General features: G+C 40.8%; 24 protein-coding genes. 4 read left to right on the top strand and 20 right to left on the bottom strand.

The window, feature by feature from the left end:
* Positions 1–157: 157 nt before the first annotated feature.
* Entirely contained in the window at positions 158–958 is an 801-nt protein-coding gene (locus A7P54_RS04065; RefSeq protein WP_171548740.1) for a peptidoglycan DD-metalloendopeptidase family protein, read from the top strand.
* A 72-nt stretch (positions 959–1,030) separates the two neighbouring features.
* Here the strand turns inward: A7P54_RS04065 and A7P54_RS04060 are convergent, their stop codons facing one another.
* On the bottom strand, positions 1,031–1,453 hold the full coding sequence (locus tag A7P54_RS04060; RefSeq protein WP_171548739.1) for an OsmC family protein: 423 nt from the start codon (positions 1,451–1,453) through the stop codon (positions 1,031–1,033).
* Positions 1,454–1,601: 148 nt separating this feature from the next.
* Between A7P54_RS04060 and crp the strand changes: the two genes are divergently transcribed.
* Together crp and A7P54_RS04050 are read left to right on the top strand one after the other, a co-directional pair.
* Positions 1,602–2,309, top strand: coding sequence for a cAMP-activated global transcriptional regulator CRP (crp, locus tag A7P54_RS04055; protein ID WP_004806333.1), 708 nt, complete (start codon positions 1,602–1,604; stop codon positions 2,307–2,309).
* A gap of 200 nt (positions 2,310–2,509) precedes the next feature.
* Complete coding sequence (locus tag A7P54_RS04050) at positions 2,510–3,286, top strand: M48 family metallopeptidase (protein ID WP_004806331.1); 777 nt, start codon at positions 2,510–2,512, stop codon at positions 3,284–3,286.
* A 74-nt stretch (positions 3,287–3,360) separates the two neighbouring features.
* Here the strand turns inward: A7P54_RS04050 and A7P54_RS04045 are convergent, their stop codons facing one another.
* The 5 genes from A7P54_RS04045 to A7P54_RS04025 form a co-directional block, all read right to left on the bottom strand.
* Positions 3,361–4,233, bottom strand: coding sequence for a class I SAM-dependent methyltransferase (locus A7P54_RS04045; RefSeq protein ID WP_171548738.1), 873 nt, complete (start codon positions 4,231–4,233; stop codon positions 3,361–3,363).
* Positions 4,234–4,329: 96 nt separating this feature from the next.
* The gene (locus A7P54_RS04040) at positions 4,330–5,850 is read right to left on the bottom strand and encodes an NAD(P)/FAD-dependent oxidoreductase (protein WP_171548737.1); all 1,521 of its coding nucleotides are present in this window, start codon (positions 5,848–5,850) and stop codon (positions 4,330–4,332) included.
* A gap of 93 nt (positions 5,851–5,943) precedes the next feature.
* Complete coding sequence (locus A7P54_RS04035) at positions 5,944–6,768, bottom strand: SDR family NAD(P)-dependent oxidoreductase (RefSeq protein ID WP_005212933.1); 825 nt, start codon at positions 6,766–6,768, stop codon at positions 5,944–5,946.
* 38 nt (positions 6,769–6,806) lie between these two features.
* The gene (locus A7P54_RS04030) at positions 6,807–7,781 is read right to left on the bottom strand and encodes a metal-dependent hydrolase (protein ID WP_171548736.1); all 975 of its coding nucleotides are present in this window, start codon (positions 7,779–7,781) and stop codon (positions 6,807–6,809) included.
* A gap of 280 nt (positions 7,782–8,061) precedes the next feature.
* Positions 8,062–9,021 carry a metal-dependent hydrolase gene (locus A7P54_RS04025; RefSeq protein WP_005212935.1) on the bottom strand — a complete coding sequence of 320 codons (960 nt, stop codon included), beginning with the start codon at positions 9,019–9,021 and terminating at the stop codon, positions 8,062–8,064.
* Between the two features lie 487 nt (positions 9,022–9,508).
* Here A7P54_RS04025 and A7P54_RS04020 point away from each other — a divergent pair, with 487 nt between their 5' ends.
* A complete protein-coding gene (locus A7P54_RS04020; RefSeq protein ID WP_004806319.1) occupies positions 9,509–10,126 on the top strand; it encodes a TetR/AcrR family transcriptional regulator in 618 nt (205 codons plus the stop codon).
* Between the two features lie 29 nt (positions 10,127–10,155).
* Here the strand turns inward: A7P54_RS04020 and A7P54_RS04015 are convergent, their stop codons facing one another.
* From A7P54_RS04015 to A7P54_RS03950, 14 genes are all read right to left on the bottom strand, one after another.
* Positions 10,156–11,088: a TauD/TfdA family dioxygenase gene (locus A7P54_RS04015; RefSeq protein ID WP_005187531.1), complete on the bottom strand. Its 933-nt coding sequence runs from the start codon at positions 11,086–11,088 to the stop codon at positions 10,156–10,158.
* A 175-nt stretch (positions 11,089–11,263) separates the two neighbouring features.
* On the bottom strand, positions 11,264–12,088 hold the full coding sequence (locus tag A7P54_RS04010) for an ABC transporter ATP-binding protein (RefSeq protein ID WP_005204466.1): 825 nt from the start codon (positions 12,086–12,088) through the stop codon (positions 11,264–11,266).
* Positions 12,089–12,157: 69 nt separating this feature from the next.
* Complete coding sequence (locus A7P54_RS04005; RefSeq protein ID WP_004654121.1) at positions 12,158–12,373, bottom strand: TOBE domain-containing protein; 216 nt, start codon at positions 12,371–12,373, stop codon at positions 12,158–12,160.
* A gap of 197 nt (positions 12,374–12,570) precedes the next feature.
* Positions 12,571–13,698 carry a sigma-54 dependent transcriptional regulator gene (locus A7P54_RS04000; protein WP_171548735.1) on the bottom strand — a complete coding sequence of 376 codons (1,128 nt, stop codon included), beginning with the start codon at positions 13,696–13,698 and terminating at the stop codon, positions 12,571–12,573.
* Between the two features lie 138 nt (positions 13,699–13,836).
* A complete protein-coding gene (locus tag A7P54_RS03995) occupies positions 13,837–14,859 on the bottom strand; it encodes an ABC transporter substrate-binding protein (RefSeq protein ID WP_171548734.1) in 1,023 nt (340 codons plus the stop codon).
* Positions 14,860–14,872: 13 nt separating this feature from the next.
* Positions 14,873–15,730 (bottom strand): ABC transporter permease, encoded by an 858-nt coding sequence (locus A7P54_RS03990; RefSeq protein WP_171548733.1) that lies wholly within the window; start codon positions 15,728–15,730, stop codon positions 14,873–14,875.
* 41 nt (positions 15,731–15,771) lie between these two features.
* Positions 15,772–16,602, bottom strand: coding sequence for an ABC transporter ATP-binding protein (locus A7P54_RS03985; protein WP_005204473.1), 831 nt, complete (start codon positions 16,600–16,602; stop codon positions 15,772–15,774).
* Positions 16,599–17,684, bottom strand: coding sequence for an ABC transporter substrate-binding protein (locus tag A7P54_RS03980; protein WP_171548732.1), 1,086 nt, complete (start codon positions 17,682–17,684; stop codon positions 16,599–16,601). Before A7P54_RS03980 ends, A7P54_RS03985 begins: the two co-directional genes overlap by 4 nt.
* A 12-nt stretch (positions 17,685–17,696) precedes the next feature.
* Positions 17,697–18,485: an ABC transporter permease gene (locus tag A7P54_RS03975; protein ID WP_171548731.1), complete on the bottom strand. Its 789-nt coding sequence runs from the start codon at positions 18,483–18,485 to the stop codon at positions 17,697–17,699.
* Positions 18,486–18,498: 13 nt separating this feature from the next.
* Entirely contained in the window at positions 18,499–19,338 is an 840-nt protein-coding gene (locus A7P54_RS03970) for an ABC transporter permease (RefSeq protein ID WP_004806298.1), read from the bottom strand.
* A gap of 1 nt (position 19,339) precedes the next feature.
* A complete protein-coding gene (locus A7P54_RS03965; RefSeq protein WP_171548730.1) occupies positions 19,340–20,593 on the bottom strand; it encodes an MFS transporter in 1,254 nt (417 codons plus the stop codon).
* 77 nt (positions 20,594–20,670) lie between these two features.
* Entirely contained in the window at positions 20,671–21,738 is a 1,068-nt protein-coding gene (locus A7P54_RS03960) for an ABC transporter substrate-binding protein (protein ID WP_005212949.1), read from the bottom strand.
* 24 nt (positions 21,739–21,762) lie between these two features.
* Positions 21,763–23,286 (bottom strand): DUF3138 domain-containing protein, encoded by a 1,524-nt coding sequence (locus A7P54_RS03955; protein WP_171548729.1) that lies wholly within the window; start codon positions 23,284–23,286, stop codon positions 21,763–21,765.
* A gap of 432 nt (positions 23,287–23,718) precedes the next feature.
* The gene (locus A7P54_RS03950; protein WP_171548728.1) at positions 23,719–24,768 is read right to left on the bottom strand and encodes an NADP(H)-dependent aldo-keto reductase; all 1,050 of its coding nucleotides are present in this window, start codon (positions 24,766–24,768) and stop codon (positions 23,719–23,721) included.
* Positions 24,769–24,844: the final 76 nt, after the last annotated feature.

Here is a 24,844-nt window from a genome sequence, read left to right as displayed (position 1 = left end):
AGAAATAAAACTCAGTATTAATATGGGTGTATAAACGATCCATTTCAAGTATATTTTGTATAATTTTTCTGTCTATTCGGTTTTGCACAAAATCCTTATTGTGATTTTAAGGTGAACCTTTTAGTTTAACCCTTTGCTTCAATTAAAAATGCTCATCATGTCTCTAAAAACAATTTTGCTCAGTGTTGCTTCCCTGCTTCCACTTCATGCTGCTTTTGCACAACTGCCACAGGACTCAAGACGTGCTGGTGGTGTTGCTGTGATCCCGCTTCCAACAAGCACCACACAAGTTTTTTATGAACAAAAACCTGTCTTGATTACACAACAAGGGACTCAACGCTATGCCGTGTTTGGCATTCCACTTTCGGCTCCCTTAGGTGGCTTGACCTTAACAAGCAATACCACACCAATTCAAATCGAAGTAAAGCCTTATCAATATGCCGAACAGCGTTTAAAGGTTAAAAACCAAGACTATGTCAATCCCAGTCAAGATCAACTCGACCGTTATGCTCAAGAAGCGAAAGAGCAAAATGATATTTATAGCTCTTTTTCCCAAAGTCACTGGACCCAGTTTCCTAACTTTATTCGACCTACGGCAGGTAAATTTAGTAATTCATTTGGCAGAAAACGCTTTTTCAATGGCGAAGAACGAGCTCCCCACTCTGGTTTAGACATTCCTGCGCCTGTTGGACAAAAAGTAGTAGCACCTGCTGATGGGATCGTCGTACAAACAGGAGACTATTTCTTTAATGGCAATACTGTACTGATTGATCATGGCCAAGGCTTAATCAGTATGTTCTGTCATTTGAGTAAAATTCATGTCGTAAAGGGACAGCAGATTCATCAGGGTGAAACACTGGGATTGGTTGGTAAAACCGGTCGAGTCACTGGACCACATTTACACTGGGGAATGAGCCTGAATAATGCGCGAGTAGACCCACAATTATTTCTAAAATAAAAAGAAAAGCTTATAAAGAAAAGTGATCTATAAAAATAGATCACTTTTTAGAAAAACTTAATAATTTATTGTTTAAGCAGCTTCAATAATTTCAAAATCATGAGTAATTTCAACACCGCCATCTGAAAGCATTTTACTGGCTGAACAATATTTTTCTGCAGAGAGTTCAACAGCTTTTTCAACTTGCTTGGTTTTCACTGCTTTACCTGTCACTACGAAATGCAAATGGATTTTAGTGAACACTGCAGGAATGGAGTCTGCTCTTTCAGCTTTGAGCTGACATACAACATCCGTCACATCTTGGCGAGATTTCTTTAAAATGGTCACAATATCAAACGAAGCACACCCACCAAGTCCCATTAAAATCAATTCCATAGGACGTGGACCACGGTTTTCACCCCCATATTCAGCAGAACCATCCATCACCAAAGTGTGGCCACTTTCTGATTTTGCCTCAAAAGCAACATTCTCTAACCAATGTACACTTGTTTGCATTGCAACTACCCGAAAAACGTTATAAATTTACTCTGTTCTTGTACACTAACATAAAATGAGTTGATAAGGAATTTCATCTCTTCTGTGTAGAAAAGGCTCTACCAAGGGCCTGTGCGATCGGTTTTATCCAAATTCGGAAATTTTAAGCATGACTTCAAATTTTTCACAACTTAGCACTGATGCTTTATCTCCAGGTCAACTACCTGAATCAGTTAAAGCTTTGCTAAAACGTGCTCATATTAATAGATACCCTAAACGCACCACGATTGTTGACGCTGGAACGGAATCAAAATCACTGTATTTAATATTAAAAGGTTCAGTGTCAATTATCTTACGTGAAGATGACGAACGTGAAATTGTAGTTGCCTACCTAAACCCAGGCGATTTTTTTGGTGAAATGGGGCTTTTTGAAAAGAACCCTCAACGTACTGCAGAAGTACGTACACGAGATGTCTGTGAAATTGCAGAAATCTCTTACGACAATTTCCACGAGTTAAGTAAACAATACCCAGATCTAAGTTACGCTGTGTTTGCTCAACTGGTCCGTCGTCTTAAAAATACAACACGTAAAGTCACTGATCTAGCCTTCATTGATGTATCAGGTCGTATTGCGCGTTGTTTAATTGACTTATCGGCTCAACCTGAAGCTATGATTTTGCCAAATGGTCGTCAGATTCGTATCACCCGCCAAGAGATTGGTCGTATCGTGGGTTGCTCTCGCGAAATGGTTGGACGTGTCCTCAAGACACTTGAAGATCAAGGTATGATTCAAACTGATGGTAAAGCAATCTTAATTTTTGATGCTTCTTTAGAAGAAAATAATTTTACAGAAGAAGAATACGATGACGAAGACTAATTTGATCTAAGATCGAATTAACTCTTAAACAAAGCCAGTGCTCGTCACTGGCTTTCATTTTTTAACAAAGAATAAGCCTTACTGATTACATAATTACAATGATTATAGAGATATTCAGAATATTAACTGCTGCCAACATTTTCTATAATCCACCCTAATCAAGACTATATTCATAAGATACTGATTTGGAGAGAATAAGTATGAAGAAATTAGCTTTAAGCCTTTGTGCCATGACCGTAATGACAATTTCTGGCTGCGCATCTTTCGCAGACATGGCTGGCGCAGATAGCGCAACTTTAAATGCTCAATCTGCACAGAGCTTCGCAAAAATGACGCAAGAAGCACGTGCTAAGAACCAACTGGATAGTAGTTCAAGTACTTATCAGCGTATCAATACTGTATTTAATCGCTTAAAACCGTATGCAGATCAAATGAACCAGACTGGTCAACGTTTTCAATGGCAACTTGCAGTACTCAAATCGGATACTGTTAATGCCTATGTAGCACCAGGTGGTAAAGTTGTTTTCTATACAGGGATTGTGAACAAGCTTAATTTAACCAATGATGAAATTGCTGCGGTAATGGGCCATGAAATGACCCATGCGCTCGAAGAACATGCCAAAAGTAAAATTGGTGCTCAAGCTTTAACAAATCTTGCGATTGGCATTGGTAAATCGTATGCAGGTAGCAGCATAGGTGATCTAGGCAGCGCAGCAATCGATTTAGGCAGTCAAGTGGGGATCGGCTTACCATACTCACGTAATTTAGAGAGCCGTGCCGATTATGGTGGTTTAATGCTCATGGCGAAAGCAGGCTATAACCCAAATGCAGCAATCAGTCTATGGGAAAAAATGAATCGTTTAGATGGCGCTGGTGGCGGTTCATTCTTATCAACTCACCCATCAAATACTCAACGTATTGGTGATATGCGTAAAAACTTACCAGCTGCTTTGGCTGTTTATAACCAACGCCGTTAATCAACAGCCCCTTAAATTCTTAAGTTCGGATTTAAGGGGTTTTTCGTATCAACTCATTTATTACTGAATCAAGCTCACATTAATTGCAAGTGCAACATATGCGTTGCGATGGTATGACGGATATGATCAGGTCGAGCATGAAAATAACGCTCACTTAAACCATCACCTGATAAATCCTCAGTAACGATATACCCCATTTGTTCTACTGCCTGATGCAGTGTCTTTGGTCTAAATTGCCCTTTTAAGGGTTCTTTTAAAAACCGAGTAAATTGCGACACAAACAAGGTGCCTAAACGCTCTATGCCCTCCAACTCACGATAGTCAACCGAGTAGTCCAAGACCACCTCGCTCCCCTGTGTGGCAATCTGTGCAATACTTGCCAAAGTATTTAAGGTCGTTGCTGGTTCTAGATAATGGGTTGTCCCCAACCATGAAAAAAAAGCCACCTGATCTTGCTGAAAAGAACTTCGTGCTAAAGCATCTGCAATCGATTCTTTTTCAAAATCAATCGCAACAAATTCAACATTCTCTGGAAGTGCACCATATTGGCGTAGTTTGCTTTGTTTTGCTGCTTGGGTATCTGGATGATCTACTTCAAATATTTTTAACTGTGGGTATTTCTGGGCCTGTCGCAGGGTAAAAGAATCTAGGCCTGCTCCTACGAGCACATATTGTTGAATCCCCTGCGCCATTGCTTGCTCAAGTAAATCTTCCGCATATCTTGAACGCCCAACCACTTGTCCAGTCAATAAACCAAAAGTACGGTTAAACACAACGGAATTCATTACTTTCACAGTTACCGAAGTGGTTAACAATTTCTTCCAGCCCTTACTGGTTAATTCAAATGCAAAAGGGTCAGAAAAGACTGGATTTTCAGCATTTTGAAAATGATTGGCACGTAATGCTGCGGCTGCTTCTGCTGTGCGACTCGATTGTCCTTCTTTCATTTTGATTCCCCATTATTTCTTTCTATCTTGCAAAAAATAAGCAGCAAATTCCATCGCTAGACAAAATTTACTGCTTATTAATGACTAAATTAAAAATTATTTAGTTTTTTCAGTTTGATAGGTCACTTGATAATCATTTAAGTCCATACGTTTCAAACGTTGCTTTAACTTTTTCAATGACCACGGCCATGCAGCAAAATTTCGGCCATTGGCATCCAAGTAGTAACTCTTACATCCACCCGCATTAAACACGGTAGTTTTAAGATGTTTTTGCACGAGCTCATTATGATGCTTGATCACTTCAGGCTTGATGTTTAGCTTAGCGATACCTTTTTCTTTGATTTTCAGTAAACCATCAACGATATAATCAAGTTGTGCTTCAGCCAAACCAATGAATGAGTCATACACCAAGACATTTGGTCCTAAAACCAAGAAAGCATTCGGGACATTCTCAATACTGGTGCCCAAATAAGCTTCTGGTGAAGTACTCTTCCATAGATCATTCAGGCATTCACCTTTCTCATTTGACACACGTTTACCAATAGGAGGATGTGATACTTCGAAGCCTGTTCCCCAAATAATCACATCCACTTCATGACGCTCACCATTCGCAGACACCACAGTATTACCTTCTACTTTTACCAATCCATGTGGAATCAGTTTGGTATTCGGTTGTTGTAATGCCGGATAGTAATTGTTGGCGAACAACAGACGTTTACAGCCGATAGTAAAGTTCGGGGTTACGTTTTTACGTAATTCAGGATCTTCAATTTGGAAACGTAAAATCAATTTCGCCAATTCGCCTACAGGCTTGAGCACTGCTGGGTTACGTAAACCAAAATTGATCGCATTTAAAGACTGAGCAACCGTTTGACGCCATGTCTTTTGAATCAATGGGAATTTTTCAATCAGGGCTTTGCTGACATCACCTAAATCAGTGTCTGGCTTTGGTACCACCCAAGGAGCTGTACGTTGATAGACATACAGCTCTTTCGCCAAAGGCTGAATCTGAGGAACAAACTGAATCGCAGAAGCACCAGTTCCAATCACAGCAATACGCTTGCCAGTTAGATCGTAATCATGATTCCATTTCGCAGAATGGAACATTTCACCTTTAAAGGTTTCCAAGCCTTCAAGTTTTGGAATTTGCGCCTCGGTAATTGGACCCGTTGCAAAAACCACAGTTCTTGATAAGTTTTGACCTTTATTGGTATCAATCACCCATAAATTGCGCTCTTTATCCCATGCTGCATTCAATAGCTCTGTACCAAATTCAATTTTTGAGCTGACATTAAAGTTTTCGCTCACTTCTTCTAAATAGCTCAGAATCTCTGGCTGACGAGCGAACAAATGACTCCATTTTGCACTTGGAGCAAATGAATATGAATACAACGCCGATGGTACATCACAGCCACAACCTGGATAGGTATTTTCGCGCCAAGTTCCCCCTACGCGTGTCGCTTTTTCAATGATCTTGTAGTTGCTATAACCCACTTGATCAAGACGAATTGCAGTTGCAATACCAGAAATTCCCGCGCCTACGATAAAACTATCATAGATGTGTTGTGGTAAAGCCCTTCCTTCAGCTGAGTTTAATTTTTTTGCTTGAGCTGTCATTTAAAAATATCCTTTATTCATACAACTGAAATAAGCCTGTCGCTAATCGAGTCTCGTCTTATCTTAGTATTTAAAATCTTTTATCCGAGGCAATTACTTCATAAATCGGTAGGATGTGCCTAAGAATTTTGCATATAAATTTGGTGCAGTACGTTTCATTAGCCAAAACAACTTGGCATCGATTTGTGGAATGGTATAAAGCTCACCTTTATCCAAACGATCCAAGGTCAGTTTGGCCACCTTGTCACTGGTGGTAAAAGCCAAATTGGTTAAGGCATAATCTAAAAGCCCTTTATGCGGGACTTTGCCATTTTTAATGATATTGGTCGGTACTAAGGTTGGACAAAGCACATTGACCTTGATATTCGATTTTCGCAGTTCAGCCGAAAGTGTTTCTGACAAGGCACGAACACCTGCTTTAGAGACGTTATAGACGGTCATTTCTGGTGCTGCAGTATAAGATGCAGCGGAAGCCACATTAATAATTGCACCATGTCCAAGTTGTTTAAACTTCGGTACAAAAGCACGGCAGCCGTGGATCACACCCCATAAATTAATATTCATGCACCAATGCCAATCTTCAGAAGACATTTCATCAAACTTGCCTCCTAGCCCAATCCCTGCATTATTAATCACCAATGTGACTGGATTCTGCATCAATTGTTGAGCCTGTTCTGCCAACTGATTGACTTGCTCTTCTTTGGCCACATCACATTGCACAGCAAAGGCTTTGGCTCCAAGGGCCTCAACTAAACTGACCGTTTCTTTTGCTGCATCAAGGTTAATATCCGAACACACCACTGTGCCGCCACGTTTTGCCAGTTCAAGTGCAAAACTACGACCAATCCCGCTTCCTGCACCAGTCACCACAGCAAATGCTTTTTGGCTTGGCTTGGATTTTTTCCCGAATAATTTCATCTTTGTTTTCCAATCTTTTCGTATGGATATGGACCAAGTTATGCAGTTGCTGCACGTACAGGTGGTACAAACTCTTTAAGGAAATAAGGACTTAATAAACCTGTTTCAGGGTTTAATAAACGTTCTTTGTAATACGCCATATACGCAGTGGTATCATGGTCGTTGGGATGAAAACTTGGACGTAAATATTCAAGAATATGCATAAAGCTACTTCCAAATACCCCACGCTCGCTACCGAACAGTAAAGCTGTGCTTTCCACAATATCTTTCATATAACGAGGATTAATCAGGTTGCTTGGCTTACGTACAAAAGGCATTAGATAACCACCCAATGACACGCCCCCTAAAATAGTTAAGCTTGCCAACAAGAAACCTGTAATTCTGAGCCAATAATTACCAGATAACTCAAGAAAGACATCGTACGCAATATCTTTATGCTCAGACTCTTCCAACATGTGCCACATCCACATGGCACGCTGTCTTTCGTCTTGAGAACCTAACAGGTATTCTTCGTGCTGCATCATGAATTCGGCAAGTACAGCGGTATAATGTTCAATGCCTGCCATCAATGAAAGTTGTAACGATTGTGGAAGTTTATAGATGCCATATTCGAAAACTTTTCCTGCAATTGCGCGAAGTAGCTCAACTGGATAACCATTTTCTTTCAAGACTTCATCATTAAACTGATTGTGGATTTTTGAATGAATCGCTTCTTGTCCAATCAGAGATGTGAGTCGTTGTTTTAAAATCGGATCTTCAATAAAGTCACGATGATGACGTGCAGTATCAATTACTACATCTTCACCAAAAGTGAGAAAGATAGATAAAGCATGAAAATAAGAGGTGGCAAGCTCTTTATTTAAAAAGAATCTTTCATCCAATTCTGCTGGGTTGAATTTGAAATCAAAATGGCGAATTGGAATCGGTGACTTATTCGCAAAATTTTGAATAATGCCCTGATATTTGGTACTGAGTTTGTCTGAGAAGACATTTCGAAGAACTTGAGCGACCATGTCTTAATTCCCATAGAGAGAGTAAAAATAAAATCAGACAGCAATGCATCCATCAAAAATCGTAAAGTTGTCTATAAGATTATTTCTGCAACTTTAACAACTTCAATTCTTCAACTTTAAGTTGGGATGCCCCCATACACGGGTCAGCTGAGAATGGTTATTTGCATAGTGCATGAGCAAAATAACGGCAACAAGAACCAAACTGCTCATAAGACATTGAGCTTTTTTGCCAACTTATTACCTTTATTTCACAACATATTGCTTACCTATGATTCAACAATTAAGCCGCTTGTACCTTAGGCGTAAACTCTTTCACAAAGAATGGATGCAATGCACCGCCCTCGGATAAAAGTTTCTTTTCGTAGTATTCAAAATAAGCTGTCGCATCATGATCATTTGGATGAAAATCAGTGCGTAAATAATCAAAAATACGACCCTGAGTACTTCCAAAAACGCCATCCTTCGGACTAAAGATCAGCTTGACACCACGTCGTGCATCTTTCCAGAATTTCGAAGTCAACATTTCTTGTGGCTTACGTAAGATAGGTACCATGGTTGCCGAAAATGGGATCAATCCAAGAATGGTGAAATAAGCAAGCAAGAAACCTGAGATCCGTAAGGCATAGTTACCATTCAGTGTTTGATAGACATCATAGGCAACATCTTTATGCTCTGATTCTTCAAGCATATGCCACATCCATAGTGCACGGGTTTTCGCATCCTCAGAGAAATAGAAGTTCTGCTCATGTGCCATCATGTACTCTGCCAATACAGCAGTAAAATGCTCAATCCCAGCCATCAATGACAGCTTCAAAGGCTGTGGGAATTTCAAGAAAATATGATCAAAAAATTGTTCGCCCAAGAAACGATAGAGTCTTACTGGATAATCGAGTTCAACAATTGCATCATTAAACTCATTATGAAGTTTGGAGTGGATTGCTTCCTGACCAATCAATGAGGTCACACGCTGTCTTAAGATTGGATCTTTTAGTTGATCACGGTGATGACGTGCTGTTTCAATTACCAAGTCTTCGCCATAAGTCAAAAATACTGAAAGCGTCGCGAAGAAAATCGTAGCGAATTGATTATTCATATAGAATGAGAGATCAACTTGTTTCCCTTCAAATCCGATGGCCAAGTGACGAATTGGAATACTTTTTTTACTCGCAAAATCAATTTGCTCAGTTATTGGGTTAGATTTAAATAAATTTAAACCTTTCTTTAATGTGCTGCTAATCATGGCTACACCTACCTACTTCACTTGAGCGTCATTTGCCCTTTGACATGCGTTGCATCGGGTTCATCTCTTTTCATCCTTCTTTTCATTTGAGAAGTCTGAAAAAATATTCGGGAGATTTTTTTGAACCTGATCCTGATATGAAATTACTTTAAACCGATCTTATGTTCGGATTCAATTCGGGTAATTATCGAGGTTTTAACAGATAGATTTTTCATAAAAGTTGTTCATTCTTCATTTTTAAAAATAGAAATAAGCAAAACTTAATTTTAATTTTTACATTTATTATCAAATAGATAATTAAAATTAAAAACAAAGATTATTGATGTAAATCTGTATCTGTCTTTCAGAAACCAGATTTTATTACAGATAAAACATAAATATTAAAAAGCATGTAATTTTATTTGTTCGGATTAATTTACTCTGACTTCCCCTGCTTTCAACCGCATGTTAATCTGAAGTTATGTTCGGATTTTAATAATAAGATTTTATGGCAACTCGTAAACCACGTCAGTCACGTTCTAAAGTCACCGTAGACACCATTATTGAAGCAGGCTTTATTGCGGTAGCAACCAATGGTACCAGCGGCACCACCACGCGGCATATTGCTGATATTGCAGGAGTCAGCGTTGGCTCGTTGTACGAATATTTTAAGAATAAAGAAGAAATTTATGATGCGATGGCCAGAACTTTTGTCAAAGAAGTTTTGGATATGGTGAAAGAACTCACACCGATCATGATTGAGCAGGAACTCGAACCTTTATTTGAAATGATCTTCTATACCTTCCGTGATCTGCTGACACGCGATGATGATCGCTATCTGATCTGCCTACGCTATGCGACAGAACTCAAATATGAAAAATATATAGGTCAAATTGAGATGGCACTGATGGAAGTCTTGATGAAGTATATGATTCGCCATCCTCGTTACCTAAAGGTCAATAATCTTAGCGTGACAGCATATATCAGTATTAATAGTAGTATTTTCAATGTGGCTCGTCATTTAATCTTACCCAATCCACAGATTAGCTTTGATGAAATGGTTAAAGGTTTAAGTACCATGATTATTAGTTATATCGAAGCAGAATTGGCAAAAGCAGGAAATTAAAAGCCAGCTTTCGCTGGCTCAGCATAACTTTAGAATGGTCTGGCACCCGCCAAGCTAACACGTTTCAATAAACGACGTTGCTCGGCTGGAAAGGCTGTGCGCGAATGTAAGGTCAGTTGGTTATCCCAATAGACAATATCCCCAATTTCCCACTGATGTTCATAACGATATTGAGGTTGCACAATATGGGCTCTTAAGCGTTCGATCAATGCAGCACCCTTTTGATCGTCATAGCCTACAACTTCAACTTCGGTTTGCGCATCCAGATAGATACCACGACGACCACTTTCAGAATGGGTACGAACCAATGGATGCGGGAATGCAGCACCTAATATCGGTTGATCAGAAAAGCGATATTTTGGAATTGGGCTTTTATCCTTTAAGCGTAAAAATGGATTATACGTAATCAGTTGCAGCCCTTCGATTTCATCTTTGGTTTCCTGATCTAGGTCTTCATAGGCCTGAACAGTATTATACCAACTGGTCGCGCCGCCATCTTTTGGAAGTTCAATTGCGTAAAGCAAGGATCCACTAGAAGGCTGCGGTGTCCAGTGATGGTCACTATGCGGGGTGAGTTCGCCATGACCGGTATAATCACCTTCTCCAACCGCATTGGATACAGGCACTATATCAGGTGGTGCATTGGTATCGTTGCGCGTTGCCAATACAGGTACATCTGTTGGTGGACGGAAAATTCCGCCAAAGTAACTGGCAAAAGCAAGTAAGTCATTGTCTTGCAAGTCTTGCGCCTTGAAAACCAGAATTAAATGTTCATGTAATGCCTTTTTCAGCTTGAGAATCACTTCCCCGCTTTGTGGTTTGCTGGCATCTAATCCAGTTACAATCGCTCCCAATGCGCCTTCGATTGGTGTGATTTGCACGGTATCTAAACTATGTTTCTTGTATTCATGCCAACGCGGTGCATTTTCGATCGCGGCTGAAAGCTGTGTGAGTACGGTCATTTTCTTTCCTATAGATCATTCATTATATTTTTCAAAGCATCGAGCTTTATTCATGATTCCCCAATCACAAAAAATAGTGATTCAGTTAAATATATGCAAACCGTGAAATATAAGAACCAATATTTTTATATTAATTTATTTATTTTTATGATTATAAAATTCAGCTTACCTGGGATTACCAAGCAAACTGAAACTGATTAAAATCATTAACAACAGGAATAACTAAATGATCTTCGACTGCATGACTAAAATCAGTCAAAATATCATTTCTAATCGCAGCAAGTCGGACATCTTCACGAACACGTGGGTGTGGTAAATGAACAGGAACAATTCGTTTGATTCGACCTGGATTCGGTTGCATCACCACAACACGATCACCGAGGAAAACCGCCTCTTCCACATCATGCGTCACGATAATCATGGTAATTTTTTCGGTTTGCCAGATCCGTTGTAATTCCTTTTGTAGATTGGCGCGTGTCAGTGCATCTAGTGCGCCAAAGGGTTCGTCTAACAACAATATTTTAGGTCGATTAATCAGGCTTCTCGCAATCGCAACACGTTGACTCATGCCCCCTGAAAGCTGTGCTGGATAAGCATCTTTAAACTTAGTCAAACCAACCAATTCAATATGCTCATCAATCAACTGATTCTGTTCAGCAACCGTTAATTTACGATTTAACAATGCAACCCGAATGTTATCTTGTACATTCAACCAAGGAAATAATCGATGATCTTGAAAGACGATACCTCGCTCTAGACTGGTGCCTTGAATCGGTTGTCCATCGACTAAAATCTTACCTTCAAATTGATCATCCAAGCCGACGAGTAACCGTAATAAAGTTGATTTTCCACAACCACTACTGCCAACGATACTGACAAATTCCCCCGCTTTAATCTCTAAAGAAATATCATCCAATACGGTTAAGGCATGTTCTTGGTACTGTCCATATGATTTATTGAGATGATTAATTTTTACTGAACCAACATTTAATGATGTCATTTTAGCCCCCTAAAATAGAAATCAAAAATATAATAAGATCAATCTTTATTATATTTTCGATATGACTTTCTATAGTTTTGCCAAAGCAACTTCTGTAGACTTAATTAAAACAATGACTTCACTACCTAATTCTAAATTTAGATTTTTCACTGATCGTGTCGTAATCACTGAAGTAAAAACTCCCGCAGGTGTTTCTACATCCACCTCAGAAACTACACTTCCTTCAATAATCTCTTTAACCACACCACGAAATTGATTACGCACATTAATTTGAGGAATACTCATCTTTCACCACTTTGCATCTGTTTATTAAATTATGTACTACCATATTAGGCGAAGCATAAATATTTAGAACTATTATTTTTGAATATTTTTTGATTAAAAAATTATATTTATTTTCAATCATTGATTATTATTTTTTTAGCAAAGTAATTTCCGATCAATAAAAAGGTGAACATCTGTCACCTGATTATTTAATATAACTAACCCAATAATTCCTCCAACATAATATTGACTACTTTATCGTTTCCCACTAAGCCATATTTGACCAATCGTGCACGTACGATATTGCGACTAATCCCCAAAAGCTTTGCCGTTTGCACCTGATTACGATGGCAATATTCATAAGCAATACGAATCGTGGCTTCCTCAATCAAGCGATCAAGATTTTCATTTTTCAAGGCATGGGAGGACTCAAATAAATTCAGAAGTGCATGCTGCAACATTTGTTTAGGCAATAAATCTGTTCGTGGAATGGTTTGCGTACTTTTTTCCAAGTCAGAAATTTGTCGTAAATTTAGGCTACTGGATAAGGATGCAAAGCAAAAATCTGTAGGTTGGATTTGATGGTTCTTGCAGACCAGTAAGGCATGATGAATGGCATTTTCCAATTCTCGAATATTACCGGGATAGCCATAGGTCAATAGTTTCTGAACTGCGCTTGGACTCAGTGTCGCAATGGGATAACCCAAACGCTTACAATATTGGGCAACAAAAAAATTAGCCAACGGCAGAATGTCCCCTGGACGTTCTGCCAAGGGTGACACTTTCAGCAATGCCACATTCAGACGATAGAATAAATCTTCACGAAACTTACCAGCTTGAACTGCCTCATCCAGATGGACATTGGTTGCGGCAATGACACGAACATTCAGCTTAATTGGCTTGAGTGAACCGACGCGAACAATTTCACGCTCTTGCAAGACCCGTAACAATTTCACCTGCATCGCAGGAGATAAATCACCGACTTCATCCAAAAATAAAGTACCGTGATTGGCCGCTTCAAACCAACCCGCCTTACTATTGATTGCACCAGTAAATGCACCTTTTTCATGTCCGAAAAGTTCACTTTCCGCCAATGATTCTGTAAATGCACCACAATTTACTGCCACAAAAGGACCACGACTACGCTGGCTCATCATATGTACCTGACGGGCAACCAATTCTTTCCCTGTCCCAGTATTGCCAATAATCAGGACGCTGGCCTCACTTGGCGCAATCTGTTCGATACGATCCAGCAAATCTCTTGATTTTTGATCTTCAAAAACCATTGCTGTGGCACGCTCAGTTCGCGTTAAAGTCTGGTTTTGTGGATAAGTAATGAATGACATGCATTTACTTCCCTATTGTTCTAAAAGAGAAGTTATCTTGCATGACTATTTGCTTAAATAGAAATCAGTAATTCACCTTTGTTATTTCCATTTATTAAAATAGAAATAAACGCCAATTAATCAAACTACAAAGAGGATTTAATTTTGGCTATATTCATTATATTGATTGCTATATATTTTTTTATAATCAATCTGATTTTGTTTTAACTGACCTTCTTCAATTAAATTATCCACCCATATTTTAAAATCATCATTTTTAAATTTTCCAGCAGTACTTGGAATTCCCCACTGTGTCCAATATTTTAACATGGCATTATTTTCAGGACGTTTACGCTTTGCTAAAATCTGCTCGAAGCGTGCAATCACCTGATCCCTCGGTTGTTGCCTAGACCACTCAATCGATTTGGCAATGCCTGTGACCACTTTACGGGTAGTATTCGGATGCTCAGCTATATAGCGATTTGCCATAACATAAGTTCCAGTTGTCAGATCGCCAACGAGATCATAATCACGATAAAGACGACGGACACCACCCCGTTCGATTGATGGGCCTGTCAATGGTGCTAAATCCACATGACCATTTCTTAGTGCTTGCTCCGAAGAACCTGGTGGCAAGACCACAAGCGTAACCTGATTGATTTCCTCAGAGCTAAGTCCTCCTTTTTTTAAATATGTCTTGAGCATATATTCCACTTGTGCACCCAAAATATTGGTGCCGACCTTTTTACCAATTAGGTCTCTGGCTGAATGAATTGGGCTATTTTCAAGGACATAATAGCCAGCAAAAGGATCATCGAAAGTACCATAGGCGGCGATCACCACAGTGCCGGGTACGCCACTGGCCACCATTTTCACGGAGGAGCCTGCAAAACTTGGACTGCTAATATCACTATCTCCTGATAATGCAGATTGAATACCTTGTGGCCCGCCTGTAGAAACACCCTGATAGCTTAATTTAATTGGTGCAAGATAACCCAAATCTTCAGCCAGCTCTAAGGGAGTAACGATGCCTGGCGAACCGAGATATTTAAATTCTAAAGATTCAAGACCATCACTTCGTGATACTTTCGGCTCTGATTTACTACATCCCCACAGGAGCAAAGACATCGCAATCACCGAACTTATTCTGCCTAAATATTTTTTCCAGTCTGGCTGATGCATCATCTTCTCCTGACTAACGTTCAATTTTCCAAGCGGTTAAACGCTTTTCGATCGCAAGCAGACTGTAGTTAAACAGCAAGCCAATGGTGGTAATACTAATGATGCCAAAGAACATTTCAGGAATCTGGAAGTTATATTGTGCATAGTTAATCAAATAACCAAGACCGGCCTTTGCCCCAACCATCTCAGCCGCAATCAACATCAGCACCGAGAATGAACCAGCCAAGCGTACCCCCACAAAAATCGTTGGAATCGCTGCGGGTAAAATCACTTTACGGAATAACTGAATCGAACTCAGCCCCATGGTTCGTGCAGACTTGATCAACAATGGATCAACATTACGAACACCACTAATCGTGTTCAGCAAAATTGGCCATGTGCAGGCATAGGTCACCAATGCAATTTTCGAACTTTCACCAATCCCAAGAAAAAGAATAAACACGGGCAATAAAGCTAATGCAGCCGTGTTGCGGAACACTTCCAATAAAGGACTCAGAAATTCGGAAAAGCGTGTGTACCAACCAATTGCCAGTCCCAAAGGAATCGCGACAATGATCGCAAAAATAAAACCGCTGAGAGAACGGATTAAACTGGCTTGCAAATGCGTCAAAAGTTGGCCATTTTGAATCAAGCCCCAACCACTGAGCAACACGGTAGAAAATGCTGGCAAGAAAGCGGAATCGACCAAACCAATACGCGGTACGATTTCCCAGATGGCTAAAAAGAGTAAAATCGCAGCTGATCGTTTAAAACTTGTGGAAAACCAGCTTAGATTGAGATCGGACCTAAAGGAACTCACCTTGGGCGGAGAAGAAATTGAACTAGACTGAATTGTTTTTGGAAACGTTAATGTCTCTTTTGTACTCGACATAATCACCTCTACTTCTTGTTAATCTTTAAAATACATTGTGCTTAAGCAACCAACTGCTTCTGTTTTTCCTGCTCTTGGGCTTTTAATACTTCTTCACGTAATAAGCTCCAGATCTGATGGCGCAGTTGGCTGAACTCTGGACTGGAACGTACATCCTCCTGATCGCTTCGTAGCTCAGCAGGAACTTCAATCACCTGTTTGATTCGCCCTGGACGTGAGGTCATGATGGCAATGCGCTGCCCCAAATAAATGGCTTCATCAATACTATGGGTGATAAAAATGATGGTCTTCTGAGTCTGTTGCCAGATTTTGACCAATTCAGCCTGTAAGGTTTCACGGGTCTGCGCATCAAGTGCGGCAAAAGGTTCATCCATCAATAGAATGTCTGGGTCATAGGCCAGACTACGTGCAATTGCGACTCGCTGTTTCATACCACCTGAAAGTTCATTGGGATAATGATGTTCAAACTCTGCAAGCCCCACTAAATTTAAGAAGTACTTTGCCGTTTGATAACGCTGTTGTTTATCAACACCTTTTGCATCCAAGCCAAACTCAATATTTTCTAGGGCCGTTAACCACGGAAATAAAGCGTATTGCTGAAAGACGATACCGCGATCCAACCCCGGTTTTTTAATCGCTTGCCCATCAATAGTGATTTGACCTGAACTTGGTGTGGTTAAGCCTGCCAGAAGATCCAGCAAAGTTGATTTGCCGCATCCACTCGGACCAACAATGGCAACAAACTCACCCGCCTTGACATCTAAAGACAGATTTTCAACCGCTACAAAATCTTCTGCTTGGACTTTTGCTCCTTTGACTTTTTTGGCGGCAAAAGACTTATAAACATTTTCAATTTTTAATTTTGTGCTCATTGGGTATGCTCCTTACTGCGCTGATCGTCAGCTACATTTTTGTTTTCACTGGCATAGGGATTAAATTGGTTGGTGAATAAAGCATCTGCCTTGACCTGATTGGGTTTGAACTCACCACGTTTCTCAAATAGGTCAATCCAACGTTGATATTGTGCTGCGTTTAACAATCCACCTTGGCTCACTACGCCATAGCTGCGCCAGTACTGCATCAATACATCGCTTTCATTGCGTTTTCTTTTTTCAATAATGCTTTTAAAGCGGGCCAAGACTTGCTCACGTGGCGTTTCCTTGGTCCATTCCACCGCCTTAGCAACACCTGTTACATATTGCTTGACCACTTCAGGATGCTGTTGTATGAATTTTTCAGTAAAAACATAACTGCCTGCGGTAAAGCTGCCATACAGATCCGTATCTGAGACCAGTTTTCTTAGACCACCGCGTTCCAAGGCCTTGTCTTGGAAAATAGAAACCAACGCGGCAGCATCCACCTGTCCTGCACGTAAGGCTTGTTCGGTATTGGTTGGTGGCAATACCACGAATTCAACCTGATTGATTTCATCATTACTTAAACCTTGGCGTGCCAAATAGTCTTTTAAGACAAATTCGTAATGTGCACCCAAAGTGTTTACTGCCACTTTTTTGCCGATCAAATCACGCGTTGAATGAATCTGACTATTATTCGGGACGTAATAACCAACCCAACTTTTGTCATCACTGCCATAAGAGGCAACCACTGCTTTGATCTTAATCCCTGCCGCAGCAAGCTTAATGATTGCACCATCAAAAGCAGTTGCCACATCTACATCGCCCGTGGTTAATGCTTGTAAGTCCTGTGGCCCACCTTGCACACTCCCCACATATTTCAACTTTAAATCACCTAAATAACCCAAGTCTTCAGCCAACTCAGGCAATGACACCACACTGGTTAAGGATTGATAGCGGAGTTCATGTACCTGATTGGCTGGAGTGTCAGATTGTTTACTGCATGCAATAAGACTGAGCGCCATTAAACTTAAAACACTGAGCTGCCCAAGCGATTTAAAACGACGTTTGAAAAACTGCCGAAAATTCTGTTGTTTCATTTTATTATTCTCCTAACGTCGCCAAACCAAAATACGACGCTCAGCTAAATTGGCGAAGCTATTCCACGCCACACCGATAAAACCAATCACAATTAAGCCAAATACAATCAGACCAACATCTAAAGCAGCCCGCCCACGAATCACAATATTTCCTAGTCCAACACCATAGTTAGCCAACAGAAACTCTGCCCCGATAGTTGCCACCCAAGCAAAAATTAAACCGAGTTGTAAGCCCAAAAAGATTTGGCTGGCTGCCGCAGGTAAAATCAGTTTGCTCAAGGTCTGCCAAGCATTGAATTGATAGACTTTGGCAACTTCGTATTGATGCAATGGAATTTGCCTTACCCCATCGATGGTATGTAAGGCCACAGGATAAAAGACGGAAAGTACGATAAATAAGATTTTTGCGCTATTGCCATAATCCAAAAAAGTGGTGATTAACGGTAACCAAGCAAACAAAGAAATCTGCCGTAATACATTAAAACTAGGTAAAAATAAATAATTGGCCCAGCGTGAGACCCCCACGACAATGCCAAAAGTAATGGCTAGAATGCTGCCCAAGACAAAACCCGTCAGATCACGGAACAAGCTTGCACCGAGACCTGTCCAAAACTCTTGCTGCTGAAATTGATGACTTGCAATCTGCACCACCTCAAATGGTGCTGGAATGAGTTTAGGATTGACCCAATTCAACTTGGATGCGATCGCCCACAATACAATGAACGCAATCGGGAGCACCAAGCCGTAAACGTTTAAATAATTAAAATTAAATCTTGGTTTTGATGTAGACCTAATAGACATATTTAATCCCCCTTTAAAATGCACTGCGTTGCCAATGGCTAAACCAGCGTTCAACCCAGCCCAAGATATGATCTAAAACAAAACCAACAATCCCGATCACAATGACAGCCATAAAAATAATGTCAGGTTGGATCAACTGCCGTCCCCAAACAATCAGGTAACCAATTCCTTCACTACTGGCTAACAGTTCGACAAAAACCAGTGACAGCCACGCTTGCATAATCCCTTGGCGTAAACCACTAACAATATTTGGCAAAGCAGAAGGCAAAATGACACGGCGAAATCGCTGCCACGCACTAAAGCGATACACCTGCGAGACTTCTAATAAATGCAGAGGTACATTCAAAACACTGCGATAGGTCGCAACGAGCACAGGAACAAATACCGCCAGTGAAATTGCTGCAATTTTTAGGCTTTCATCAATCCCCAGAAAAATCATCAATAATGGAATCCAGCCAATCACTGGAAATTGCGCAATCAGATTAAAAGTGGGGTAAATAAACTTGTGTGCGATACGTGATAATCCAATCAGGAAACCTAAGAACAACCCGACGCTGCCCCCGACCAAGACACTCCAAGCAACCCGTTTTAAGCTGATCCATAAATTATCCTGTAACTCATGCGTATCAATCAGCTCCAACGTGGTTTGCCAAACTAAGGCTGGGCTAGGCAAAATTTGTTCAGGTAACCATTGCTTCTGAAAGGCATAATGCCAAACCGCCAATGCAATCGCAGGTAAAACCAAAGCCAATACAATACGAACTGCCCATATGCCGATTTGCTTGAAATAAGGGGCTAAATTGATTCGCTGCCAAGTGTGTTCATTTTCTAATTGAGTTTCGATACTACTCATTTTATTGACCCTCTATTTCTGAATACATTTCAATCTCTAGCGGCGGTGCTATAAAAACTTGTGTAAGTTGCTGAGAAAAACCGATCAATCCGCCAAATAAAGCCGCTGAAATAAGAAACATCGACTGTAAGCCCCAGTAATGACCCAACCAGCCTCCCACAATACTTCCCAATAACGCACCCGCTGGTCCTGCCATCGCGGTTAATCCTGAAACCTTTGCCATTCCCAAGCGTTCACCCACATTGGCAAACATGGTGAAATTGACGATATGCAGCATCGCGAGACCCAAGCCCAGAATCACAGCACCCACCCAAAGCAGCACGGAAATTTTAGGTATGCCCAACATCACAGATGCCACCGCAACAAAAGCAAAACCCGTTTGATAAAAGCGTTTTACTCCCCATCGTGTCAGCAAAGCTCCCGTCGTAAATAAGGCTACGACAAACACAGCTCCCTGTAGCGTCACCAAACTGGCAGCAATTGTTTCACTCAAACCAAAATCCTTGATTGCAATAACAATAATGAAAAAACCGTAGTACGCCATCACCGCATTGCTCGCCATTTCAATCAAACTGGTGCGGCGTAAAGCTTGATCTTGCTTCAATAAAACCAATTGTTTGGCAATTACAGCAAGGCTAAATGCCTCATCTTGCTCTGCCTGACTAATTCCTGTTGGGCTTGCGCCAAAGGCCAAGGGTGCAAACAATATCGGTAAAAGAAAAAGTCCAGCAATCCACCAAAACGCACCTGAGAATCCCACCGCACTTACTAAGCTCACCGCCAGTAAAGGGCCAACCAGAAAGAATCCCATCATATGCGTGCCTCTAAACCATCCCGCCCGAGCAGCACCTATGCTTTTTAAATGCTGCATATAGACTGTATTCAGTGAAACAAACCGCATCGGCATGCATAACCCAACCAAGAAAGTAGCTAAAATCAGATACCAAACCGCTGGATAAAATGGCACCATGACATACACCAGCGCTGCAAAAAAACTTCCTAATACAAACATTGTCTTAGGTCCATAGCGTTGAACTAACAGGCCAATTGGCAATCCGATCAGCAAAATACCTAAACTCTGTACTGCGGCAATCAGTCCCATTTCAAATTCATTTGCGGCTAACTGCACTGCATATAAAGAGGTCACAATTTTTGCAATTCCAATCCCCAAACCTGCACATAAGGCTAAGCCAATAAAGCCGAATACAAAGCGCAATTGACCCAATTCAAGTTGAGCAACCGATTCCTGACGCATAGGTCATTCCTAAAATGGTGAACAAATAAACTGGCTAGCCAAAGGCATACACACCCTTGGTCTAACCCAAATCACAATTACTTTTTACGGTTGCCATTTACATCAAATTTTGGCCAGAAATTTTCTAGTTTGAGTTCTTGAATCGCTGTATTGAGATACTTCGGTTCAATCCAAGAATCCACATCCACTGGACGGCGAATCAGTTTATAATCAATCGATTGTTGAACCGATTTCTTTAAAGAATTCACTGCATAATCATCAAAATATGGTGAGTTACGATCTTTGAGCGAGTAATCATCCCAGTCTTTTTTATAGTCTAGGTAAGGCACGCCACTTTGCGCCCAGAGCTTATATTGGGTATCACGGTTCTTTTCATCGGAGCTCCACACGTTATCTTTAATAAATGTGGTCACCACACGCTGTACAATTTGTGGGTATTTCTTCTCAAAATCCTCACTCACCCATGCCACCAATGGGCCATTCAGATTTGGATCTTTACGTACTTCTAAAATACGCTTTGCCACACCACGTGCTTCTAATGTCCAAGGACTGGTAATCAAACCATCAATATCACCCGTGGAAAGCGAGGTTTGAGCTGAATAAAAGTCCTGACTGATCACACGGAAATCTTTTTCAGTGAAACCATATTTCCGTAATAAACGACCGAGGATTAGCTGTTGATTGGTGCCTTTAAACACAGAAATGGTTTTGCCTTTTAAATCCGCCAGACTTTTCGCACCTGAATCTGATGGCACTGCAAAATACACAGGTCCAAAACGTCCCGTCACAAATAAAAGTTTGGATTTCAAACCCGTTGAACGTCCGACAATCGAAGGTAGATCGCCATGCCCGATACCAAAATCGACCTTTTTATTGGCTAAAGCTTCATTTAGTGCGGGTCCTGCACCCGGAAAAAATGACCATTTCACCTTGATGCCATCTTTGGCAAATTCTTTTTCCAAAATGCCGCGTAGATTGGCACTTGCATAAGCACTTCCTCCGACTTTAGGTTTTCCGCCTACGCCTGCACCTGGAACTCCCAGTCGGATTTCTGTGGGATTGGTTTCAGCAAAAACTGAGAAACTGGTGGCAACCAGCAAACCTGCCGCTGCACCAATAAATAAATGTTTCGTCAAAAATTTCATTGTGTCATTACTCATATTGGAAAATTAAAAGGTGTATTGGAATTGCGCTTGTACTTCCGAGAAGTCTTTCTGCGCAGCTGTCTCGTGGTCATAGCTCCAGCGATTCAGCCCTAATTGGAATTTGGTGGTTTGTGCGAAGAAGAAATTTAGGCCCAAGGTATGAATATCGACTTTGCCTAAGCCATGACCTGCAATCCCAACGACATCTGCGCCTTTGTTCGGGTTATAGCTGTCATAGCGATAGAAGCTCTGAATTGATTTCGGCCAGAAATCATCAAACTTCGCGACGGATTTCACGCTGTTATAAAATTGATCGCCAAAGGTATAAAACAGCGTTGCGGTATGCCCTTCAGACTTTACTTCTGAGGTTGAACCTGTCGCAGTTGCATAATCACTAAGTCCTTTGACATATTCATAAGTCACGCCAAACGGTGCATGGTTGTAGTAAATATCGAAACCCAAACGATCATTGCGACCGTTACCATCGAGAACATTACTACCTGCGATGACGTTTTTACTGCCTTTGAGATACGAAGCACCAAATTTCAACTCACGGAACCAACTGGCATAATCAACGGGTAAGGTAAAAGCCACCCGTCCGATATAATCTTTCTTGTCATTGTCATCGACTTTATTGGTGCCATTGCCATTGACCACACCCAAAGCATATTCAAATAACGGTGCTCGATAGTTTGATGAATAATCAACAAATGGTTTTACATCACCACGCACAATCAGGCCTGTCTGGCGATTGAATAGACCCAATTGCGCCAACCCTGTTGCAACATTAATGGTCGGTCGTAAATCCTCTGGAGATTGTGGGTCTAAGCCAAAGGGAATCAGTTGTTGCCCCAGCGTCACGTTTAAGCGTGGGACTTCTGGTCCCCCATTGGTTGAAGTAAAGTTATAGCGTAAAAAAGCATCTGCCAAATTCAGGTCACTGGCACTGCCTGCTGTACCCGTACGCTTGCCGTAACTAAAAGACAATTGGTAATCTAAGTTTTTGCCTTCCTTATAATCTCGATATAAATTTCCTCGTACGCCAAATAAAGCCGTAGGGATATCAAACGTATTACGACGTGGTGTAACAGGCGCAGGGTTCCCAGCAGAGGTATCTCGACTTTGTGTTTGTGCGCGAACTTGTACCGTGCCATACAAGGTTGTATCTCGGGTTGATTTCACCGAAGTACGCTCATATTGGCGGGATTGATCATATTTATAGTTTTCTAAATCACTTCGGAAACCTGCCAGCTCACTTTGAGTCGCAAAACTATGTTCCGTATTTTCCTCCTGAGCCTCTGCCAATGCATCGTCTTGGGCTGCAAGTTGCGTTGTCTCACTCAGCTCCGTTGAAGCTTGCTTCTTTTGCTTTAATGCATTGACCTGCTGCTGTAGAGCAGTCAATTGCGCCTGTAATTGCGCTAATGATGTATCAATATCTTCTGCTGCCTGAGCTGTGCCGCTTCCCAACAGTGTTGCAATGCCCAAAGCAATCGATAAAGAGAGATAATGTTTTTTCACCAATAAAACCCCTAAAACTAAAACCATAAAATTTGAGTAAAAAAATCCTGTGTGTGACTGAATAAGCAATCACACCGAAAAAGATTCGAACTAAATGAATTAAAAAATGAGAGAGAAATTAACTTTCCATACAACAACGCAACATCTTCATCCTGTGCTCCTCAGCCTGCATAAAATCAATCTTTGATTTATATACTTTGATCTTTGCAAGCAGCATGCCAAATACCAAGCAATTGTTTTATATTGATATTTATAAAAACACATCCTCTTCTCTCTGTTGAAGCACTGTTGATTTTCCAACACCCTGCTTATACCAAAACAGCACATTTCAAGGTTTCTATTTCTTATTTTTTGATATACAGACTCAGTCGCTTTGTTCTAAAAATAAAAAAAGACAGTTGGATTGACTCAACTGTCCTGAACAAAACGAAAATTAAATTGTAGGAGATTATCTATGCCTTAAGGTGCTGGATTAGGATGGGCTTGATGGATTTGCTCGATTCCCTGAATGACCTCATCAGGTAACTTTAGGTCAATACTTTCAATATTGGTTTTAAGCTGATTGAGATTGGTGGCACCAATAATATTACTGGTGACAAAACGACGACTATTTACATAAGCCAAAGCCAGCTGAGCAGGATCTAAATCATATTGTTTGGCCAATGCCACATAACGACGAATTGCATCTTCAGAGGCTTGACCTTTATAACGGGCAAAGCGTTCCCATAAGCTTAAACGAGCTCCGACAGGTTGTGCACCATCTAAGTATTTTCCTGTCAAAGCACCAAAAGCCAAGGGTGAATAAGCCAGTAATCCGACCTGCTCTCGTATGGCGATTTCGGCATTACCAATTTCAAAACTACGGTTCAATAAGTTATATGGATTTTGGATGGAAACGACCCGCGCTAAGCCCAATGTTTCGGAATACTTTAAAAACTGACTCACGCCCCAGGGTGTTTCATTGGATAAGCCAATATGTCGGATCTTGCCTGCTCGAATCAGATCAGACAAAACTGTTAAGGTTTCTAAAATTGGCACCGTGTCTTCATTTTCAACATGGGTATAGCCCAATTCACCGAAATGATTGGTACTGCGATCAGGCCAATGCAGTTGATATAGATCAACATAGTCCGTCTGTAAACGTTTCAGACTATCATGTAGTGCAGTTTCAATATTGGCTCGATCTAACTTGGTTTGACCTGAACGAAAATGCGAGGCTTGAGTTAATTTCCCTGAACGGCCTACCACTTTGGTTGCGATCAGCACTTGATCTCGTTTCTGTGACTGCTTTAACCATGTCCCAATATATTGTTCAGTTAAGCCTTGTGTCTCTGGTTTCGGTGGAACCGGATACATTTCAGCCGTATCAATCAGATTTACGCCACGCTCCACTGCATAATCCAACTGCTCATGGGCTTCGGATTCAGAATTCTGCTCGCCCCAAGTCATGGTGCCTAGGGCGATAACACTAACATCAATATCAGTTTGACCTAATTTTCTATATTGCATTTTTCACTCAATTCAATTGTGATAACACAAGAGTGACGCTTAAAAGTCACCCTTGTTACTTTGATTCATGATTTAG

This window comes from Acinetobacter sp. Ac_3412, assembly GCF_013072675.1.
GTDB lineage: Bacteria > Pseudomonadota > Gammaproteobacteria > Pseudomonadales > Moraxellaceae > Acinetobacter > Acinetobacter higginsii.
The sequence above is the reverse complement of the archived record's forward strand: the minus strand, read 5'-3'. Positions and strand labels throughout refer to the sequence as shown.

Excerpts from the sequence above, each read along its gene's own strand:
- A7P54_RS04025 (WP_005212935.1), bottom strand. The coding sequence starts at position 9,021 with ATGATTAGCAGCACATTAAAGAAAGGTTTAAATTTATTTAAATCTAAC.
- A7P54_RS04035 (WP_005212933.1), bottom strand. The coding sequence starts at position 6,768 with ATGAAATTATTCGGGAAAAAATCCAAGCCAAGCCAAAAAGCATTTGCT.
- A7P54_RS04040 (WP_171548737.1), bottom strand. The coding sequence starts at position 5,850 with ATGACAGCTCAAGCAAAAAAATTAAACTCAGCTGAAGGAAGGGCTTTA.
- A7P54_RS04065 (WP_171548740.1), top strand. The coding sequence starts at position 158 with ATGTCTCTAAAAACAATTTTGCTCAGTGTTGCTTCCCTGCTTCCACTT.
- A7P54_RS04015 (WP_005187531.1), bottom strand. The coding sequence starts at position 11,088 with ATGACCGTACTCACACAGCTTTCAGCCGCGATCGAAAATGCACCGCGT.
- A7P54_RS03955 (WP_171548729.1), bottom strand. The coding sequence starts at position 23,286 with ATGGTTTTAGTTTTAGGGGTTTTATTGGTGAAAAAACATTATCTCTCT.
- crp (WP_004806333.1), top strand. The coding sequence starts at position 1,602 with ATGACTTCAAATTTTTCACAACTTAGCACTGATGCTTTATCTCCAGGT.
- A7P54_RS04000 (WP_171548735.1), bottom strand. The coding sequence starts at position 13,698 with ATGTCATTCATTACTTATCCACAAAACCAGACTTTAACGCGAACTGAG.
- A7P54_RS04045 (WP_171548738.1), bottom strand. The coding sequence starts at position 4,233 with ATGAAAGAAGGACAATCGAGTCGCACAGCAGAAGCAGCCGCAGCATTA.
- A7P54_RS03970 (WP_004806298.1), bottom strand. The coding sequence starts at position 19,338 with ATGAGTAGTATCGAAACTCAATTAGAAAATGAACACACTTGGCAGCGA.
- A7P54_RS04060 (WP_171548739.1), bottom strand. The coding sequence starts at position 1,453 with ATGCAAACAAGTGTACATTGGTTAGAGAATGTTGCTTTTGAGGCAAAA.
- A7P54_RS03990 (WP_171548733.1), bottom strand. The coding sequence starts at position 15,730 with ATGTCGAGTACAAAAGAGACATTAACGTTTCCAAAAACAATTCAGTCT.
- A7P54_RS03950 (WP_171548728.1), bottom strand. The coding sequence starts at position 24,768 with ATGCAATATAGAAAATTAGGTCAAACTGATATTGATGTTAGTGTTATC.
- A7P54_RS03995 (WP_171548734.1), bottom strand. The coding sequence starts at position 14,859 with ATGCATCAGCCAGACTGGAAAAAATATTTAGGCAGAATAAGTTCGGTG.
- A7P54_RS04005 (WP_004654121.1), bottom strand. The coding sequence starts at position 12,373 with ATGAGTATTCCTCAAATTAATGTGCGTAATCAATTTCGTGGTGTGGTT.
- A7P54_RS04050 (WP_004806331.1), top strand. The coding sequence starts at position 2,510 with ATGAAGAAATTAGCTTTAAGCCTTTGTGCCATGACCGTAATGACAATT.
- A7P54_RS03980 (WP_171548732.1), bottom strand. The coding sequence starts at position 17,684 with ATGAAACAACAGAATTTTCGGCAGTTTTTCAAACGTCGTTTTAAATCG.
- A7P54_RS04030 (WP_171548736.1), bottom strand. The coding sequence starts at position 7,781 with ATGGTCGCTCAAGTTCTTCGAAATGTCTTCTCAGACAAACTCAGTACC.
- A7P54_RS03965 (WP_171548730.1), bottom strand. The coding sequence starts at position 20,593 with ATGCGTCAGGAATCGGTTGCTCAACTTGAATTGGGTCAATTGCGCTTT.
- A7P54_RS04020 (WP_004806319.1), top strand. The coding sequence starts at position 9,509 with ATGGCAACTCGTAAACCACGTCAGTCACGTTCTAAAGTCACCGTAGAC.
- A7P54_RS03975 (WP_171548731.1), bottom strand. The coding sequence starts at position 18,485 with ATGTCTATTAGGTCTACATCAAAACCAAGATTTAATTTTAATTATTTA.
- A7P54_RS03960 (WP_005212949.1), bottom strand. The coding sequence starts at position 21,738 with ATGAAATTTTTGACGAAACATTTATTTATTGGTGCAGCGGCAGGTTTG.
- A7P54_RS04010 (WP_005204466.1), bottom strand. The coding sequence starts at position 12,088 with ATGACATCATTAAATGTTGGTTCAGTAAAAATTAATCATCTCAATAAA.
- A7P54_RS03985 (WP_005204473.1), bottom strand. The coding sequence starts at position 16,602 with ATGAGCACAAAATTAAAAATTGAAAATGTTTATAAGTCTTTTGCCGCC.